Origin of the sequence: Streptomyces sp. Edi2, from assembly GCF_040253635.1 — a bacterium.
In the GTDB taxonomy this organism is placed as follows: Bacteria; Actinomycetota; Actinomycetes; order Streptomycetales; family Streptomycetaceae; genus Streptomyces.
Genome location: NZ_JBEJGX010000003.1, coordinates 3,740,588 through 3,757,043, shown reverse-complemented (window position 1 = coordinate 3,757,043; position 16,456 = coordinate 3,740,588). Strand labels below are relative to the sequence as shown.

The 16,456-nt window shown below is 63.4% G+C and carries 12 protein-coding genes; 8 read left to right on the top strand and 4 right to left on the bottom strand.

The annotated features are described in order from the left end of the window. Positions 1 to 44: 44 nt before the first annotated feature. Positions 45 to 641 carry a hypothetical protein gene (locus ABR737_RS19805; protein WP_350251494.1) on the top strand — a complete coding sequence of 199 codons (597 nt, stop codon included), beginning with the start codon at positions 45 to 47 and terminating at the stop codon, positions 639 to 641. Between the two features lie 377 nt (positions 642 to 1,018). On the opposite strand, the gene ABR737_RS19800 is transcribed toward ABR737_RS19805, so the two are convergent. Together ABR737_RS19800 and ABR737_RS19795 are read right to left on the bottom strand one after the other, a co-directional pair. After that, positions 1,019 to 1,339 (bottom strand): GYD domain-containing protein, encoded by a 321-nt coding sequence (locus ABR737_RS19800; RefSeq protein ID WP_328386250.1) that lies wholly within the window; start codon positions 1,337 to 1,339, stop codon positions 1,019 to 1,021. 863 nt (positions 1,340 to 2,202) lie between these two features. Beyond that, complete coding sequence (locus ABR737_RS19795; protein WP_350251493.1) at positions 2,203 to 2,346, bottom strand: hypothetical protein; 144 nt, start codon at positions 2,344 to 2,346, stop codon at positions 2,203 to 2,205. A 1,076-nt stretch (positions 2,347 to 3,422) separates the two neighbouring features. Here ABR737_RS19795 and ABR737_RS19790 point away from each other — a divergent pair. Next, a complete protein-coding gene (locus tag ABR737_RS19790; protein ID WP_350251492.1) occupies positions 3,423 to 4,349 on the top strand; it encodes a phosphotransferase family protein in 927 nt (308 codons plus the stop codon). Between the two features lie 8 nt (positions 4,350 to 4,357). Here ABR737_RS19790 and ABR737_RS19785 read toward each other — a convergent pair whose 3' ends face one another. Next, on the bottom strand, positions 4,358 to 5,713 hold the full coding sequence (locus ABR737_RS19785; RefSeq protein WP_502964490.1) for an NsdA family TPR-like regulatory protein: 1,356 nt from the start codon (positions 5,711 to 5,713) through the stop codon (positions 4,358 to 4,360). 171 nt (positions 5,714 to 5,884) lie between these two features. Here ABR737_RS19785 and ABR737_RS19780 point away from each other — a divergent pair, with 171 nt between their 5' ends. The 6 genes from ABR737_RS19780 (at position 5,885) to ABR737_RS19755 (ending at position 13,196) form a co-directional block, all read left to right on the top strand. Further along, a complete protein-coding gene (locus tag ABR737_RS19780; RefSeq protein ID WP_350251491.1) occupies positions 5,885 to 6,559 on the top strand; it encodes a bifunctional DNA primase/polymerase in 675 nt (224 codons plus the stop codon). After that, complete coding sequence (locus ABR737_RS19775) at positions 6,549 to 6,845, top strand: hypothetical protein (protein WP_350251490.1); 297 nt, start codon at positions 6,549 to 6,551, stop codon at positions 6,843 to 6,845. Before ABR737_RS19780 ends, ABR737_RS19775 begins: the two co-directional genes overlap by 11 nt. After that, on the top strand, positions 6,824 to 7,189 hold the full coding sequence (locus ABR737_RS19770; protein WP_350251489.1) for a hypothetical protein: 366 nt from the start codon (positions 6,824 to 6,826) through the stop codon (positions 7,187 to 7,189). The genes ABR737_RS19775 and ABR737_RS19770 overlap by 22 nt, the downstream gene beginning before the upstream one ends. Before the next feature lie 977 nt (positions 7,190 to 8,166). After that, positions 8,167 to 10,107: a DNA/RNA helicase domain-containing protein gene (locus ABR737_RS19765; RefSeq protein ID WP_350251488.1), complete on the top strand. Its 1,941-nt coding sequence runs from the start codon at positions 8,167 to 8,169 to the stop codon at positions 10,105 to 10,107. A gap of 354 nt (positions 10,108 to 10,461) precedes the next feature. Beyond that, positions 10,462 to 11,691: a restriction endonuclease subunit S domain-containing protein gene (locus tag ABR737_RS19760; protein WP_350251487.1), complete on the top strand. Its 1,230-nt coding sequence runs from the start codon at positions 10,462 to 10,464 to the stop codon at positions 11,689 to 11,691. Further along, complete coding sequence (locus ABR737_RS19755; RefSeq protein WP_350251486.1) at positions 11,688 to 13,196, top strand: HsdM family class I SAM-dependent methyltransferase; 1,509 nt, start codon at positions 11,688 to 11,690, stop codon at positions 13,194 to 13,196. The genes ABR737_RS19760 and ABR737_RS19755 overlap by 4 nt, the downstream gene beginning before the upstream one ends. A 1,171-nt stretch (positions 13,197 to 14,367) precedes the next feature. Here the strand turns inward: ABR737_RS19755 and ABR737_RS19750 are convergent. Continuing rightward, entirely contained in the window at positions 14,368 to 15,945 is a 1,578-nt protein-coding gene (locus ABR737_RS19750) for a hypothetical protein (RefSeq protein ID WP_350251485.1), read from the bottom strand. Positions 15,946 to 16,456: the final 511 nt, after the last annotated feature.

The following is a 16,456-nucleotide window of genomic DNA, read 5'->3' as shown; positions in this document are numbered from 1 at the left end:
GGTGCGACACGACGTAGGGGGATGGCGTGCCGAGGCGGAAGCGCATGGGGCGGCCGGCGGAGGTCGCCGTCAAGTTCTCCGTACCGTTCGTCGGAGAGGTCAGCGGTACCTGGCGGCCGGACGACGCGGAGCGCAAGGCCGCCTGGGAGCTCTACGTCGAATTGATCACCCGTGTCAGCGTGATCGAACTCGGCCCGTCCGAAGGTGTTTTGAGAGAGGCACTGTCGTCGCAGTACACGCTCTTCCACACCACCCGTGACATCCTGCGTCGCTACGGTCCCGATGTCGCACCCCGGAGCAGGCAGGGCGAGATCACCTTCGGATCGCTCGCCGTCACCGTCCTCAACGCCGTCGTCCGCCCCCTCCTGACCCGCTGGCACCCCGCCCTCGCGGAGCACGAAGCGGCGAGACTGCCCGGCGTCGCTCCTCAGCAGCACGAACAGGGCTGGGAGCACGAAGCCGAGCTACGCCAACAACTGCGGCTCGCACGGCAGACCTTGACGGACCTGGCCCGCGTACTCGCAGAAGTGGCCGGAGCCGCCGACCTCTTGGCCCCCACACAGCCTCGACCCCGGAATCAGCCGGGGGGGGGCGTAGGAAGCGGGGGTACCGGGTCGCCCCCGACCGGCGATCCCGCGTAGCCGGCGGGCGTTGCTCCCCTGCCCTCCCTGATCGCCCCGCCCGTCCCGATCGCCGCCTTCGGCCAACCCGTCCGCCAACCCTTCGGTCAAGCCTTCGGCCAAGGGCGGGCACCTCTCGCGGAAGCCTTGTGTGACTTCCCCCTTCGCTATGCCGTCCCGACAGTGGCGCTCCTGTACGCCACTGTCCGACGTCGTCGATGTCAGGCGCGGACAACCAGCGGAGCACGCCTGAATGCCCGCCACCGCGCCCTCACGCACTACCTGCGGTCGGTGGACATCCCGTCCGACGACACGGTCGTCTTCGGCGCATAAGCCCCATGCGCACCGCGTGCGGCTCCGACGCGGCCCGTGAGGCTGAACGAACCCCCGCCCTCGCCCTACACGCTGGGGGCGCGGAAGGGGACTTGCCGACGGGCGGCCTCGTCGATCTCCTCGACGGTGAGGAGGGGAGTGGCCCGGGTGTGCAGGGCCCCGCTGGCCTTGACGGTGAGGCTGATGGCTGCCATGGAGACCGGGTCGGGGAGGTCGATGATGAGCACGATGTCGTCCTCTCCGAAGGCGAAGTACACGGACTCGACCTTCCCGCCGAGGGCCGTGACGACCTGGTCGACGGCAGCGCGGCGCCCACTCGCGCCTTCCTTGAGCAGCCCCTTGGTGCCCTCGGACGTATAGGTGGCCTGGATCAGAAACTTCGGCATCGGGACGCTCCCTGCCCATCGCATGTCCGGTGTGCAGATGCCTTTCCCGCTGCGACACCGACCGCCACGCACCGAATGGCCTGATTCACCCGTTAGACGCCCATGCGGTGGGGGCCAGTCGGCGGCAGCCGACTTCACGTCGACGTAGCGGACGTAGCGGCACGCATAGGGCAGAGCCCTGAAACGACTAAGGGCCGACCCGGGAGGAAACCCTCCTGGACCGGCCCCTTCTTCTGTGCCCCCGGCAGGATTCGAACCTGCGACACCCGCTTTAGGAGGGTGCTCTGGTCATCACGGGGCTGACCTGGGCAGGTCCCAGCCTGCGGGATCACCAAGCCGGCCGCCCGCCAAACTCCGCCGTTGTCCGCTCGTGCCCCTGCCATCTGGCACGGATCTGGCATAACCGCGGCTGCTTCGGTGGTAGTGGCAGTCGTCACGAATTGCTGTCCGATAGTTGTGGAGCGGAAGGCCCGGGGGCCGGACCCTCCCTGCGGCCTTTCGGCTGCGGGAGTAGATGAGCGGGCCCGATCGCCCTCGGTGCCTATCGAATGAACTTTGCTTCTGGACAGCAGAGTTGCGTGGTGCGGGCCCATGCGGCACTATCGCCGGATAGGCCGGATAGGCGGCCTGTTCCGGTATCGCGCTGCCCCTTCTGCGATGCCATCCGAGGGACGAAGAAGCCAGCGCTCCACCTGTACCTGTCGAGTCTGTTCTTGCGCGCCCATATTTGGGTGCACCGATCAGTTTTCGAGTGTGTGGGGCAGCAACGCTCGAGGACGGATCCAACTGTGACCGCTCGTGGTCGTCTCACCCGCCTTGCTCGTACTCGCAGCCGCTATTCGGGCGAGCCCGTCCAGTACGCCTCAGAGGCGCTTCGGAATCATCGTCACCTGCCGCTGCTGCCGGACGCTCAGGGCGCACAGGCAGTCCTCGAAGCAGCAGTGATGGAGAAGCTGGGGCGCGGGGGCGAGTGGTGGGCGCATCCAGTGGGAATTGCTGGTGTTCATCTGGCCCCTCATCGCTCAGTGGTTGTCCTCGACAGCCATAGCGGATCTCGCCCGGGCAAGAAGCTTCCGACGAGCGACTATGCCTTGGCGCATCTCCTGCCGTCTGCTGAGCCAGGTGCCCAAGTTGATGGTGTGATGCGGCTGCGCGTAGCCGGCGTACGAAATCTTGATCTTCACCTCAAGCTGGTCAACACCGGGAGCAGCTTGGTCCTCAGGGGGACTCCAGGGACTCGCTGGCGTCACCTTCTCACAGAGCGGCGACGTGACCTGGAAGAGGGCGGCTTTGTTCCCCTGTGGGAGGAACCCGGCCCATCGTCTTACGAGATTGAGGATGAGCGTGAGTTTGCGTCACTGGTTCGAAGAGGCCGAGATCTGGCATGGCTCGGCTCTGGACTTCTTCGACGCATCGCGATCTTCCAGCACGCCAGTACCGCCTATTCGACTCGATCGTGGATCACTGGGGACGAGTGGATCTTCGAGCTGGACACGCACCGGGACGTACCTCTAGCGCATGACGGTTTCCTCAAGTCCCTCGTGGATGACGTATGGGGCCTCCCACTGAAGGTCGAGCGTCGATTCTGCGATTGCAGCTTGCAGGGGACAGCGAGACGGGGCTACCAGTGCACGTACTACCTAGAGCACAAGGACCCCCAAGTACCAGGGATCATGCAGATCCGCTTCAGGTGGGGAGACGCTGTATACGGCGATGACGTGCGAGAAAGGCTTGAGGAGCTCAAAGCTGATCAAGAGTGGCTCGACAGGGTGCTGCCTCGCCGATCAAGCCCGCCCGGTGGGTCGGACGTTCGGAAGGTCGGGCCTCGATGAACTGGGACAGCATTGCCCTGTTGGTTCTGGCGCTCTCGGGAACGTTGAGTCTGCTGCTGTCGCAGGTACGCGATGTCTTGGCGAAGACTGCCGAGGTCATTACTGCATGGCAGGAGATACGGCGGTGCCTAGAGACGCGAGATGGTGACCGGAGCCGACAAGGCCCGCCGCAGGATTAAGGCGGGTGGCCTGTACCTGGTCCGATCCTGCCCTCTGGCACCAATCTGGCACGGCCCGGTACGGTCGATCGCATGATCTCGGACCCCGGCACGAGTCCAGACGCACCGCGGGATTTCACGGCAGAGGGCGTGGAAGCCGTACTCCGCGAGGCGTGCGAAGAGGCCCGGATCGACGCGTCCGGGGCAGAGCTGCTGCGACTCGGATCGAACGCCGTCTACCGGCTGCCTTCCGCTCCGGTGATCGTCCGCATCGCGCGTGATCCAAATGCAGCGACGGAGATGGAGCGGGCCGTCCAGGTAGCCTGCTGGCTTGAGTCGCAGGACTACCCGGCAACGAGAGTGCTGCCCGGCGTGCCTCAGCCGCTGTCGGCCGGCGGCAGAGTCATCACGTTCTGGGAGAGCGCCCAGGACCGCGAGGAGTACGCGACGGTGACCGAGCTGGCAGACCTGCTGCGGCGGCTGCACTGGCTTGAGGAGCCGGAGTCGTTGCGTCTGCCGTACTTCGATCCGTTCGCCAAGGTGTGGTCCTCGTTCGAGGCACTCGATGGCGTCTCGGCGGACGACGCGGCATTCCTGGAGCAGCGGGCTCGGCGACTGAGCAAGGACTACGACCGGCTGGACTTCGTGCTGCCGTACGGCCTAATCCACGGTGATGCCAACATCGGCAACGTGCTGCGGGACCGCAGCGGCCAGGCCATCATGATCGACCTGGACGGCTTCTGCCTGGCACCGCGGGAGTGGGATCTGATCCTCACGGCGATCTACTACGACCGTTTCGGCTGGCATGACCGGAGTGATTACGAGGGCTTCGTCCATCACTACGGATTCGACATCATGAACTGGCCCGGCTACTCGGTGCTTGCCGATGTCCGTGAGCTGATGATGGTGCTGTGGATGGGCCAGCAGGTCGGCAGCAGTGAGAAGTCTGCCGCCGAGTTCAGCCGCCGGATGCATGCGCTCCGTACCGGGGGCAGCCGCCGGGACTGGAGCCCCTTCTAACCTCGCGGCTACGAAGTCGTCAGAGCTTGTCCGCTTGCGGTCCACAAACGGTGTTCCGCGGCCTGCTCGTGGAACTCGCGGACGGCGGCGGTAGGCCCTGACACCGCGAGGTGTTGGCGGAACTCGGCAAGGTAGGCGACGCATCGGGCGGACCGGAGCTGTTCCCCGAGATCAAGGGCGTCCAGGGCGACGTTGCAAGCTTCCTCGGCATCGCCGGCGTGGAGGTGGGCGTCGGCCAGGACCATGGTGGCGAAGAAGTCGCTGCGGACGTGGCTGCCGCTCATGGCGTTTTCCGCGTGGGAGACGGCTTGGCGAGCGCTGCGCACGTCGCGGAAACAGTGGGCGGCCTCCGCCGCCAGTTCGGCAGCGTCGAAGTAGGTGATCCACTCGGGCTCGTCATCCGTATTGCAACTCTCCAGCGCCTTGGCGGCTGCGGCGAGTGCACTTTCGCACGCGTGCCGGTCACCGGTGCGCGCCAGCGCCCGAGCCTCCATCGCGTGGAACTGCGCACGCAGGGTCGGAGTGGCGACAGCCGAGATACCCATCAGGGCCGCGCGAGCGAGGGTGGCGCCGTGGGTGAACTGGCCCAGAAACGTGGCCTGGTGGCTCATCGCGGACAGGATGCTGCCGGCCAGGCGCCGATCGTTGCCGTCTTGGGCGAGCCTAAGTGCCTGGAGAAAGTACCGCTGTGCCAGCCCGTGCTGACAAGCGTCGTACGACATCCAACCAGCCAGCAGGGTGGCTTCGGCGACGGTCGAAAACAGGGCGCGCCCAACCGACTCGGTGTACCGGCCGGAGAGCAGAGGCGCTACGTCCCGGCTGAGGTACTGGATCACGGACTGTCGAGCATGGTCTCCGCCGAACCGGTCGTCTAGCTGGGCGAACATGTCGCAGGTCGACTTGATTACCGCGACGTCGGCGAGGCCTACACGCGGCCCTCGATCACCCATCGCCTTGGGGAATGCTGCCTCCGGAGCAACAAGCCACCGTAACGACGCTTCGCTCCACGCGGGCTCGGATGCCTGGGCCTGAAGCAGGGGGTCATAGCCATTCAGGTCTGCCCGCCAGAGGCGGTCCACGTTCGCAATGGCAGCGTCGGGGCTGGCGGGGTAGCCGGCGTCCAGGAGGGCGGAGTCCTGGCCGGTGAGGTGGCCCAGCCCCAGTTCAGCGGAGGACATCCCCAGGGTTTCGCACACCACCGGGCCGTAGAACTCATCCGGAGCGCTGTGGCCGTTCTCCCAACTGGCGATTCGTCGCTTTACGCTCGCGTCGGCCGGAAGCGGCTGGCCATGTCGAGTGGCGACTTGGCGTAGTTCATGGACCAGCCGGGCCTGACTCCAACCGCGGCTCTTCCGAGCGCGCAGCAGGAGAGGACCGAACGATGTCGGCTTCGATTCCGTGGTGATCGCCTCCCCGGACGGCGTGGGCGATGCCCGTTCCTTCCCCGGAATTTAGGGATCTGACACGCGCCGCGTGGCGACTCCGGTGGATTGCCCCGCGGTTCAGACCCTGATGGGGGATGACGCGATCGTGCAATGCCCGTCATCCCCCGTCACCTCTCGTCATCTGCCCAGCTCAGGTCCTCACGCAGGAGTCTGGTCGCACCGCGGCAGACGAGCCGTCGCAGTTGCCGACCGAGGTGGGATGACGTGCAGAGGATGACGAGGCGAGGCATTCAGTGGCTGTCCGCTGTCGCTGACGATCCAGTGATGTGCCGGGCTCATTGGGCGGATGACCCCAGGCGTCCGTACGCGCTGGCGACCGGGCGCCTCTTCGATGTGGTGGTCATGAGCCAGCGTTTGGGCATGGAGACCTTCGACCAGTTGGTACGTCGCGAAATGCCGCTCGGTCCGGTCATGATGGACCGTCGCGCAAAGCAGATCGGGTTTCTTCTGTCGTCCAAGTCGCGCGGCCGCTTCACGCGCCTCCTGTCCCTGGAAACGGCGACCCCGCCCGAGTACCGCTACCTCGACGCCGGCTCCTTCGTCGTCGTACCCGGTCCGATGCCGATGGCCGATGACCGCCACCAGTGGCTACGCGCACCCATTCGCCGACCCGAGGCATCCCCGCTGCGCACGGCATCGCTGGCGGTGATGTTCGCGGCCGCATCGGCCTTGATCGAACGAGCAGACCGCTACGGCGAGCAGTACCCGAGCCCCGAAGAGGCCGGGTCCGAGAAGCTTGAGCGGGTGAGCGACCGTGCCCAGTGAGGAAGATCCCGAGGACGCCGCCCGCTGGTCACCGCTGGAGACAGACGAGTGGTACGCGGCCCGCAACGCCACCACCGCGCTGCGGGACGTACTGACCGCAGCCGGCATGGCACGTGACTTCCCCTATCTCCGTGCCGACCTGAACGCCTTCGGCCACGGCCTCATCGAACTCGGCCGAGTCTCACCGGAGACGGCGGAGCGCCTGGCAGAGCTGCTGCGCCGGGCGTTGCTTTGCGCCCGTGGTTCCGAAGAGGCAGATGACTCGTGCACTCGCAAGACGGACTGACCAAGAGCAAGGAGAAGGTGGAGGACGTGACCGACCCGCGTCGTGTAGTCGCCAAACGAGCCGAGAACCTTTCGCCGGCAATGCCGTACGTGCGTGGTTGGGCCGAAGCCAAGCGCGGTGCTGACGCGCTAGCCGCACAACTCCACAGCGCCGGCCTCGGAACGGACTTCCTCGGTCTGAGGGCTGACGTGACGGTTTTCGGCGATGGCTTGGTGTGTCTCGGGCCCATCCAGCCTGAGGCCGGCGAGATGCTGGCGCGCCTGCTCGTCATGGGCTTGGCGATGGAGATGGCGGAACATGCCGACCAGGGCCAGTCCGCGCCTCCGGAGGCTCCGGCCGCGTAATGCACTTCCGAGTCAGCAGCCCTGCGGTCTTCGGCCGGCCGGGACCGGCGCCCCAGCGCCGCAGCCCGGACGAGCCGAAGACCGGCACACCGCTCTGGGCCCGCGTCTCTCATGTGTTGCGGCAGTTCAGAACCTGCGTTCGGCCGACGACGGTTGCCTTCGACGCGGTCTGTCTGGGCCTCAGCCGACGACAGTCAGCCACGGCGGGCGGTCAGCCGACGGGCCAGGCGCGCGTATGCCTCGTTGCACCCACGCCGGTCTCAGCCACGCTGCTGGGTTGCGCCGCCGCCCGAAGCACGTGGCACGGCCGATCCGGCCCCTGCCAATCACCGCGTGTGAAAGTGCTCGCTGTCACCCAGGTGCCGAGTGAAGCCCCGCCTAGAGAGGTCGGCTGCTTCGGGCCCTGCTTCCTCAGAGGTGTAGCCAGCGCGGGCCGCTGCGATGCCGGCGTGGTAGTTGAGGTCCAAGCAAGTAGACCTGAAGGTTGCACTCAGTCCGTCACGGTGCATGGTGCTGTGCTGCTGCCGAGAATGTCAGTAGGCGGGACAACGCTCATTCGTTCACGCGCTGCTCACGCGAGGAGGGGCGTTCGCGGGAACCAGGCGTCATCGGGGCGGGACGTTGGGCTCCGGCTGTTAGCAGGGGCATGGCGCATGCTCCAGCATCCATGGCCCGACGCCACATCTCGCCTGGCGTCCAGGCCAGGAGGTGTCCCCGAGTAATGGGGGGCGATGCTGAGCGGACGTCGGCGAACCACCCCCGGGGGGTAGGCGTTTCGAGGGCCGGCGGCGCGGAAGCGAGTCGGTGAGCTTCTGCTCGGTCGCATGTCCGGCCGCCGGGACGGTGAAGATAGCAGCTGGCGGACTGGCGAAGATCCCTTGCCCGCCACTTTGGGCCGCTGGGATACTCGTCCAACTCTTTGACACCAAGCGACGTTTTGTAGGACCGCTGGTGTCTCCAGTGCGTAGATCGGGAGCGTGAGCGAAGTGGCTGGCGGGGGCACGTGGTCAGATTTAGAGGCGTTCTGGCCGGCTGAGGAGCTGGTGCGCAACAGGCGGCGGCTCAGCAACAAGATTGCTGAGATCTATGAAGCCGCGCATCCCAACCATGCCAAGGCCTCCGCTGCCGACAAGAAGACGTGGCGCGAGAGCCTCTACGAGGTTGCGACCGCCCTCAGGGACGTTGACCTCGGGCAGGTCTATGTCTTCGTCGAGTACAGAGTTCACGCCGATATGAGCCCGATCGACGTGGTTCTTGCCGGAGAGCACCCTGATGGCGGACTGAGCTTCGCCGCCATTGAGCTGAAGCAGTGGGGCACCATTGAGCGGCCCGACCCGGCCAAGGGGACGGCCAAGCTGTGCGCTGAGTGCAGGCAGTCCACCACTGGAGAGCTCTGCGTAGACTGCGCCATTGGCCGCGTCTACGCACCGTTCTACCGGGAGCACAGAAAGCACCCTGCAGTGCAGGTGAAGGACAATCTGGAGGCGCTGAAGCGCCATCACAGCATGTTCGATGATCGGTACGTACACCTCGCTGGCGCAGCCTACTTACACAACCTGAAGGATCCTGACTGCCAGTGGATCAGCATGGTGCGGCCGGCGCCGGGAGTTCCGACCTTCACGGCACGGCAACCAGACGATCTCCGCAAGTTCCTCACCAGCCACTTCAGTCCCGTCAAGAATGCCGCAGCAGCGCAGGCACTCCTGGGGCGTCGCCGTGCTAGCTCTCTGCTTACGGACGAGATCGGGGCGATCGTCAACGGGCACACAAACTTCAGCTTGACGGAGAAGCAGCTTGAAGCTGTCGACCAGGTCATGGAGTCGGTCCGCAAGCCGTCGCCTGGTGCGAAGAAGGTGTACGTCATCAGCGGTCGGCCGGGCACCGGGAAGTCACTCCTGGCCCTGACAGCGCTCGGCGAAGCGCTCAACAAGGGTTACGAAGCGCGCTTCGTGTCGGGTGGCATCGCATCCCGCGAAAACCTCAAGCGCGGTGCCAAGGGAAAGCAGAAGCACTTCACGACCTTGAACCAGATCGCGAACAAGGTGGCGCCCAACGGGCTCGACTTGCTGGTGTGCGACGAAGCGCACCGGCTTACCGAGCGCCCCCAGTCGGGCTCGTACGCGATGCGGCCCGGCGAGTCGTCGGTTTCGGTGATCGTGACACGGGCCAGAGTCCCTGTCTTCTTCGTGGACGGCGACCAGCGACTCTTCGCCGAGGATGCCTGGTCTGAAGCGGATCTCATCGAGGCCATTCAAGACCTCAAGGCAGAGGTCGTGCCCATCAGGCTTGACAGGTCTCTTCGAGCGGTCGGTAGTTCCACCTACGACACATGGGTGGGGCATCTCCTGGCGGGCCGACCTGTGCCGTGGAACGCGGACGACGACGAGAATCCGGAGCTTTTCGAGCTCTACTACACCGACAGGGCGGCCCGGATGGAGGAGTTCCTCCAGTCCAAGCTTGATGCGGGGCACAGCGCCCGGATGACTGCTGGCATGTGCTGGGAGTGGACCGACACGTCCGGTACCTACCCGGATGTCGCCCCGGAACCGGGGTGGGCTCGCCCGTGGAACGCGGAGGACACGCATAACACGCCGGGTGTTCCATCGCGCCGGTTCTGGGCTACAGGCGACGGCGGCTTCGGTCAGGTCGGCTGCGTGCACACGGCCCAAGGCCTGGAATACGAGTGGGGCGGAGTCATCATGGGCCCTGACCTCACCTGGGCCGAGGGCTCGTGGGCCTTGGACCGTGACTGGGTGAAGAGCAAGGCCATCCGAATCGACTCCGACGAAATCTTGACGGAGCGACTTCGTAATGCCTACGGCGTACTGATGACCCGATCCATCCGCGGCACGGTGCTCTACTCCATGGACCCGGCCACCAGACAGCTCTTCGCGGAGCTTGGCGTTCCGAAGCTCTGATCGTAGGAGGGCCGCCAAGGTTCGCATCCGAGGGATCGCTGCACAGGAAGAGCTGCGGGGCGTTGTTTCGGCTCAACACTGGGCGTCTGTGGAGCTGGTAAACGAATTATTGTGCCCAGCCCGTGCGGCCGGGATGAAGGGGATGGGCCCGTGTCAGCAACGGAATCCGCGTCAGGCTGGCCGGAAGTCCGGCTCGCCAGGGTCCTCAGTAGTCGATTGATGAGCGGAGGATCCAAGGCCACTGTCGCCAACGACGGATGGTGTGCCACGCCTGAACCGCTAGTGCTCGAGGCAGAGGCGACAAGAGGGCACCCGAATCCAGCAGTGGACAGGGCATGCGTCGACGGAGTTCCAGTGGACGTTCGTGTAGGAGACTTTCTCGTCCGTCGCAACGCCGGATCAATGGACCGCCTCGGTCAGGGAGTACTGATCGAGGAAGGGACGCAACCGCTGGACTTCCCGCGCACCATGACGCGAGTCCGCGTGCGCCCCACGCTCCTGCATCCCTCGTACCTGGAGCAGTTGTGGCAGTCCTCCGATGTCCGAGCACAGATTCAAGCCGTAGCACGCAGCGGCCGCACGCACTCGCTCACGATCGAGGCACTGCTGAACATCAAGTTTTCCCTGCCGCCACTTGCACTACAGGAACGCATCCTGGCGCAGCTTCGGGCACGGCTGAAGCGCCTGGATCAGGCCGAAGCGGCGCTTCTCCGGGCCGCTTCGGGAGTCACTGCGTTGCAGGACGCCGCCCATCATGCACTGACGGCGCAATGTGACGCTGCCGGCCAAACGCTTCCCCGCGGCTGGCGTTGGGGGTGTCTGGGCGAGGTCATCAAGGAGATCGAGACAGGACGCTCACCGCAGTGCCTGGGGCGGCGCGCCGAAAGTGACGAGAAGGCAGTGATCAAGACCAGTGCCATCACCCGAGGGAAGTTCCTCCAGGACGAGAACAAAGCGGTGCCCGCTGGAACGCCCCTCATGCCACGGCACGAGATCAAGGCTGGCGACATCTTGCTGTGCCGTGCCAACACTCTCGACCACGTCGGTGCGACCGTCCATGTCACGGAATGTCGGCCTGGTCTGTATCTGAGCGACAAAAGCCTGCGATTGGTGCCCAAGAGCGATGTCGATGACCGCTGGCTCGTGCCGCTGTTGGCAACCTCCTACGTACGTGCGGAGATCGCGCGACGGAGCAACGGCAGTCTGTCGTCGATGCGCAATATCACGCAAACTAATCTGCAAGGTATCCCGATACCCATTGCCCCGCCTAACGAGCAGGTGCGGCTGGGCCGACGAGCCACTCAGTGCAGACACGCAGCAGACCACCTGCAACTGCGGGTACAGAACGCGCTGGAGTTATCGGCCCTACTGCGTCGGGCCATGGCTGATGCGACGTCAGCCGGGCGGATCATGAGTCCTGCGAGCAGCGGCTCGCCGCAGGAGGAGCCCGCCCTGCAGTTCCCGCCGGCGCCGTTCATACGCAACGACGGCGACTGGAATGCCTGCCAAGTACATACCCCATCGGCGGTGGCTGATCAGCACAGCAAGTACGTTGTCGCCGAACAACTGGAGCTTGAGCTATGACCGATGTCTCTGCCCTCACGACGGACCGAGGATCGCACGACGCGAAGGCACATTTGACCGCGCGGCTCCTGAACTACTACAACCTGCTGCATGACCGCGGGCTGTCTGCCATGGAATCCGTCGAGCAGCTCACATATCTACTCGTGCTCAAAGTTGAGGACGAAGACCGGAAGACCGCAACAGTCAGCGAGCCGCCTGCGCCATCCATCCAGCACGATTGGGTGGCGCTGACAAGGAAGGCGGGAGAGCCGCTTGTCGCCCAGTACACCGAGATACTCGCCCAGCGCTCGTCCAGGGCCTCGGGTACCGTTGTGGACGCTGTCTTTGCCGGCGCACAGAACCACGTACCCGATCACGCACTGCTGCAGCGGCTCGTTCTCGATCTGTTCGATGGCGAGCAATGGGGCGCGCGCGGGAAGAGTCTTCTGGGCGAGGTATATGGCGAGCTCCTCCAAAGAACGATGAACGAGAGAAGATCCGGGGCCGGTCAGTTCTTCACGCCCCGTCCGCTCATCGATGCCATTGTCGAAGTGCTCCAACCAGAGATCACTGACACCATCAGTGATCCAGCCTGCGGCATGGGCGGCTTCCTCCTCGGTGCGCACGACTATCTCGCACGGGATCTGGCCAGCCCCACCTCCTATGAGCAGCGTCAGTACCGCAACCAACAGCGGTGGGGGGACGAGCTGGTCCCTAGTACTGCCCGGTTGGCGACCGCGAACCTGCTTCTGCACGGAGCTGTCTCTGCCGGGCAACCAGCACCGATCACTGTGAGGGACGCACTGGCTCAACAGCCTTGCAGCAAAGCCTCGCTGGTGCTCACCCATCCGCCGTTCGGCAAGCATGCAGAGATCTTCGGGGAGAGTTCCCGCGATATGTATGAGCGATCAGATTTCTTGGTCGTCTCGACAGACAAGCAGATCAATTTCCTGCAGCACGCCATGTCGCTGACGGCCGTGCAGGGACGATCAGCGGTTATCGTCCCCGACAACATCCTCTTTGCCTTGGGCGCGGCAGAGGCCGTGCGACGAGACCTGATGTACAGGTTCGACGTCCACACCCTACTCAGGCTGCCTGCGGGAACCTTCCCCTCAGCCAGCGGCGTCAGGGCGAGCGTCATCTTCTTCGACCAGCATCCCTATCGCGCGGGCGAGTATCCTCAAACTTCCAGAATTTGGGTCTATGACCTGCGCTCAAGACACCGATCCGCCCTTAGAGACAATCCGCTTAGCCAAAGAGACCTGAACGCATTCGTGTCCTCGTACGGTCCAGGTCTCTCCCGAGCGGATCGCCGAGAGACAGAAAACTTCCGATGCTTCGACATCCACGATGTGCTTGACCATGGTCACGCAAGTCTTGATCTCACGCTGCCGAACGAGTCCTCGGGGGAGAGCTCTCTGGCCGCTCCTGAAGAGATCGCACAAGGTGTTCTTGACGATCTACAAATAGCCCTGCAGGAGTTCGAGGAGCTGACTGCGGAACTGCTGCACGACGACGCTGAATGAGCCGCTTATCGCCAGCGGCGCTGGCTGTTGACGGTCACGAATTCCGCAGGTGGTGCGTGCGGCAGCGGGCGGGCATGGAAGTCGCAGGTCAGGTTGTCAAGGGGTGTCCCGTAACGATCTCGACGTCGGGATCGGCAGAGTGCGATCCACAACGAGCCAGGCTGGCCTTGCTTGGAACATGTTCGCGGTCAAGAGCCCAAGACTGGCCGCGCCAGGCGAGATGGGGCCCACGATGACACGACCCCACTCGTACTCGAGTCCTTGCGAAGTGTGTGCTGGCCGGCGCGCACTCGCCGGCCAGCACTAGGCCCTTCCTGCCTACAGGCCGAACCAGGAGCAGATCAGCTGCCCAAGTACGTAGACGCTGACCTTGGTCAAGACCTGCCCGACGTGCCGCAGAACGGTCCGCCGCTTGGCGTACTTCTCCGTGCCCAAGAGCTTCCTCTCTCAGCAATGGCCCGCCTCAACCTGCGCGGGGGGTGCCTCCTGGCGCCCGCCAGGAGGCCAAACCCGCAGATCGGGTAAGGCGGATGAAGCTTGAGAAAGGGCCTGCTGGAAACGCTACCTGTCCGCACGGGCCTGCGTCTGCCGCTTTAGAGATCATCGTCGCCCTGCCCTTACCGAGAGTTCGGAGGTAGGTCCGAGCGCTGCGCGGTTGCCCCAGAGCTAACGGCCTGCAACGACGTTTCGTGATTCGCACCCGACAGCCGCTTTAGGGGCCGGGTGTCTGATCACTGGGCCTGATGAAGGCTACTTTTTGGTAAGCCTGGGGGTGGCTTCCAGCGCATCCGTAGTGGTCACGCCACGCGCCATCTCCTACAGCCGACAACGCAGTCGCTGCGCGTCCATGCGTCCTCGCTGACCGTGGCTGTCCGCCCGATCTGGCACGCGCCTGCCACCGCTTTAGGAGTTCGCTCAACGGGCCGCCGCTGCACCATGGAGGGAGCGGGGCTGCCGTGAGCCGTGTGGGATTGTGGCCATGCGCCGTCGTTGGTGTCAGATGTGGATGTCTGGCAAGCCGAGGCAGGGTGCCCACCGCGAGGCAGTCATACCGTCCCGTTGAAGCCGGGGGAATCCCACAATCGTGTCGCCGTCACTCCTGCCTTCGCCGACTGTGGCGGGCTAGTTTCGCGCGGGGCTCTATTGCAGGCATCCGATCGAGAGACAAGCCTCAACCAATCTTAATATGATGAATTAGCACGAATACAAAAGCTGAGGCCAGGAGCACAAACAGCTCGACCAAAAGAACCGATTGGCGGATTCTGCGGAGCCATGCACTCAAGGTCGAAGCATCCCTAATGAGAAGGAATGTTGCAGCAAATGCAACGGGAATGAGGATGAGGGTTGCATCCTTCGCCGTTAGCCCTTCAGCAACAGGGGAAGTTGACTGCCTTGTGGGGTCGTGCGGCGGCATGGACGAAAGCTCAGGAAGGCCACGATCGATTAGAAGGGCGAAACCAAAGGCAGTAATGATCATCGTAATGTAGAGCATTCCTGAATGAAGTCTAGTCAAACGCAGTGGGCACTTGATATAGATGCGCTCACGACGACCTCGGGATGAGTCGTGAAGTAGATAAAGTTCGAAAGTACTTGCTTCCTGATCAACGGCCTCCGTAACGGGATTTTTGATCTCATCCAAAACTTGCGGGCGATGCTTGAGGCGAACAGCCGTATCTGTAACGCGAACACTTACGTGATTAGTTTCCGCGTCGGCAAATGGAACCATTTGCCAAGCTTCCTTCTTCCATTGCTCCCAGGCGGAGATCCTCGCTTTCCTTTCCGGTGAAAAGTAGATCGCCCTTTTTTCTTTCACGTGAATGCTGAATGACTCGCTAACTGGAACTTTGCATTTGGCGAATGCCATCCAGCGATAGCCATACCCAAAGTAGGTGGAGATGAATTCGCAAGCGGCAGCATCTCTACTTGCCCTGCTGTGAGCGGTTTCCAGCATGGAGCACAGGTAGTTCAGTAGGACGTCAATATCCTGCCGCCCCATGACTCTTTCTTGAGATCGCTGCTGCTCTTCAATCTCTTGAAATAGATAGGGAAGTGCGATTAGGGGGTTTTGTGCACCGCTCGTATGGTCCAGGATGACGTAACTCGCAGCAAGCTCACCAATCCTATTCGCCGTGCATTTCCATTCACCATAGGAATGCAAAATGTCAAATGGGAACTTCCGTCGCATCGACGCTAGATACTCTTGCTGAGTATCAACGAAAGCCCTGACGCTCCATGAGTCTGCATGAGAAAAGGATAAATGGTGATATTTTTCCCAGATCTTTTGGTAGGGATGAGTGGGGAAGTAAAATAGAGCCCCGAGGAAATCGACCAAATGCTGTGAGCATTCTGGCGGGTCATTGATTAGTTGAGCTCGCTCGGCCAAATAAACGACATGACGGGCCTCAATCCTTGCTCCCTCGTCCTTAGGGACTCGATAAACGGAATTTCCGTCCACTGTGATTGATAGATCCAGAAGGGGGATTTTAGGTAGGTCCGTAATTGGCAATACCATTTCGAAACTCTCCCCCGTGGCGGAGCGGTGGCGAGCCAGGTCTGTTCGGAGGTTGCGGCGCCAAGGTGAATCCCCTTCCGTCACTTCTGAGAAAGATTTGACATGGATTTCCCGATCTCGCTCAGACCAAAATGCGCTTGAAAGCTCCACCCGCTCAACCGCACGTAGGCGCCATGCGGGGAGATCAGTCAAAAGGGTCACGGCGGCTTGATCAAACCAGTTGTACGGTTCATTCATGACGGAGCCTCAAGGGTTTGGCTGACGTTGCAATCTATCCGGGTACCCTTCTCGCTTAAGTGGTGACCTCTTCTTGCGTCATTTGACGTAAGCCACTCACCCTAAAGAAGGACTTAAACACCTATGTGTCTCCCATTGCCTCATACGGCTGGGAGGTATCCGCTTCAGAGGCAACTGCCGGCAGCCGATGAAGCTCATCTCAGCTCCTGGGCGCTGTCGCTGATGTCACTGTCGGTGGTCAGCAACGCCCATGGCCAGCTAAATGATGTCGCCCCAGAGCCGAGTCGACGAAGGGTTGCCGCCTTCCATACCGAGCTGCCGTCACGCCAGCGCGCTCGGTGATGCTGGTCTTTGCGGCCGTGGCCGGACAGGCCTGGCTAAGCGCCCATGGCAGCGGCCATCCACCGCCCCTGCCGGTGACCTCACGCGAGCGATTAGCGCCTGCCTCGTAGCCAACCTGCTGGACCGGTGACACGGCTGACCTGCAGTCAGGCAGCTCCGTCTCACGAGA

Excerpts from the sequence above, each read along its gene's own strand:
- ABR737_RS19805 (WP_350251494.1), top strand. The coding sequence starts at position 45 with ATGGGGCGGCCGGCGGAGGTCGCCGTCAAGTTCTCCGTACCGTTCGTC.
- ABR737_RS19800 (WP_328386250.1), bottom strand. The coding sequence starts at position 1,339 with ATGCCGAAGTTTCTGATCCAGGCCACCTATACGTCCGAGGGCACCAAG.
- ABR737_RS19795 (WP_350251493.1), bottom strand. The coding sequence starts at position 2,346 with ATGAACACCAGCAATTCCCACTGGATGCGCCCACCACTCGCCCCCGCG.
- ABR737_RS19790 (WP_350251492.1), top strand. The coding sequence starts at position 3,423 with ATGATCTCGGACCCCGGCACGAGTCCAGACGCACCGCGGGATTTCACG.
- ABR737_RS19780 (WP_350251491.1), top strand. The coding sequence starts at position 5,885 with ATGCCCGTCATCCCCCGTCACCTCTCGTCATCTGCCCAGCTCAGGTCC.
- ABR737_RS19755 (WP_350251486.1), top strand. The coding sequence starts at position 11,688 with ATGACCGATGTCTCTGCCCTCACGACGGACCGAGGATCGCACGACGCG.
- ABR737_RS19750 (WP_350251485.1), bottom strand. The coding sequence starts at position 15,945 with ATGAATGAACCGTACAACTGGTTTGATCAAGCCGCCGTGACCCTTTTG.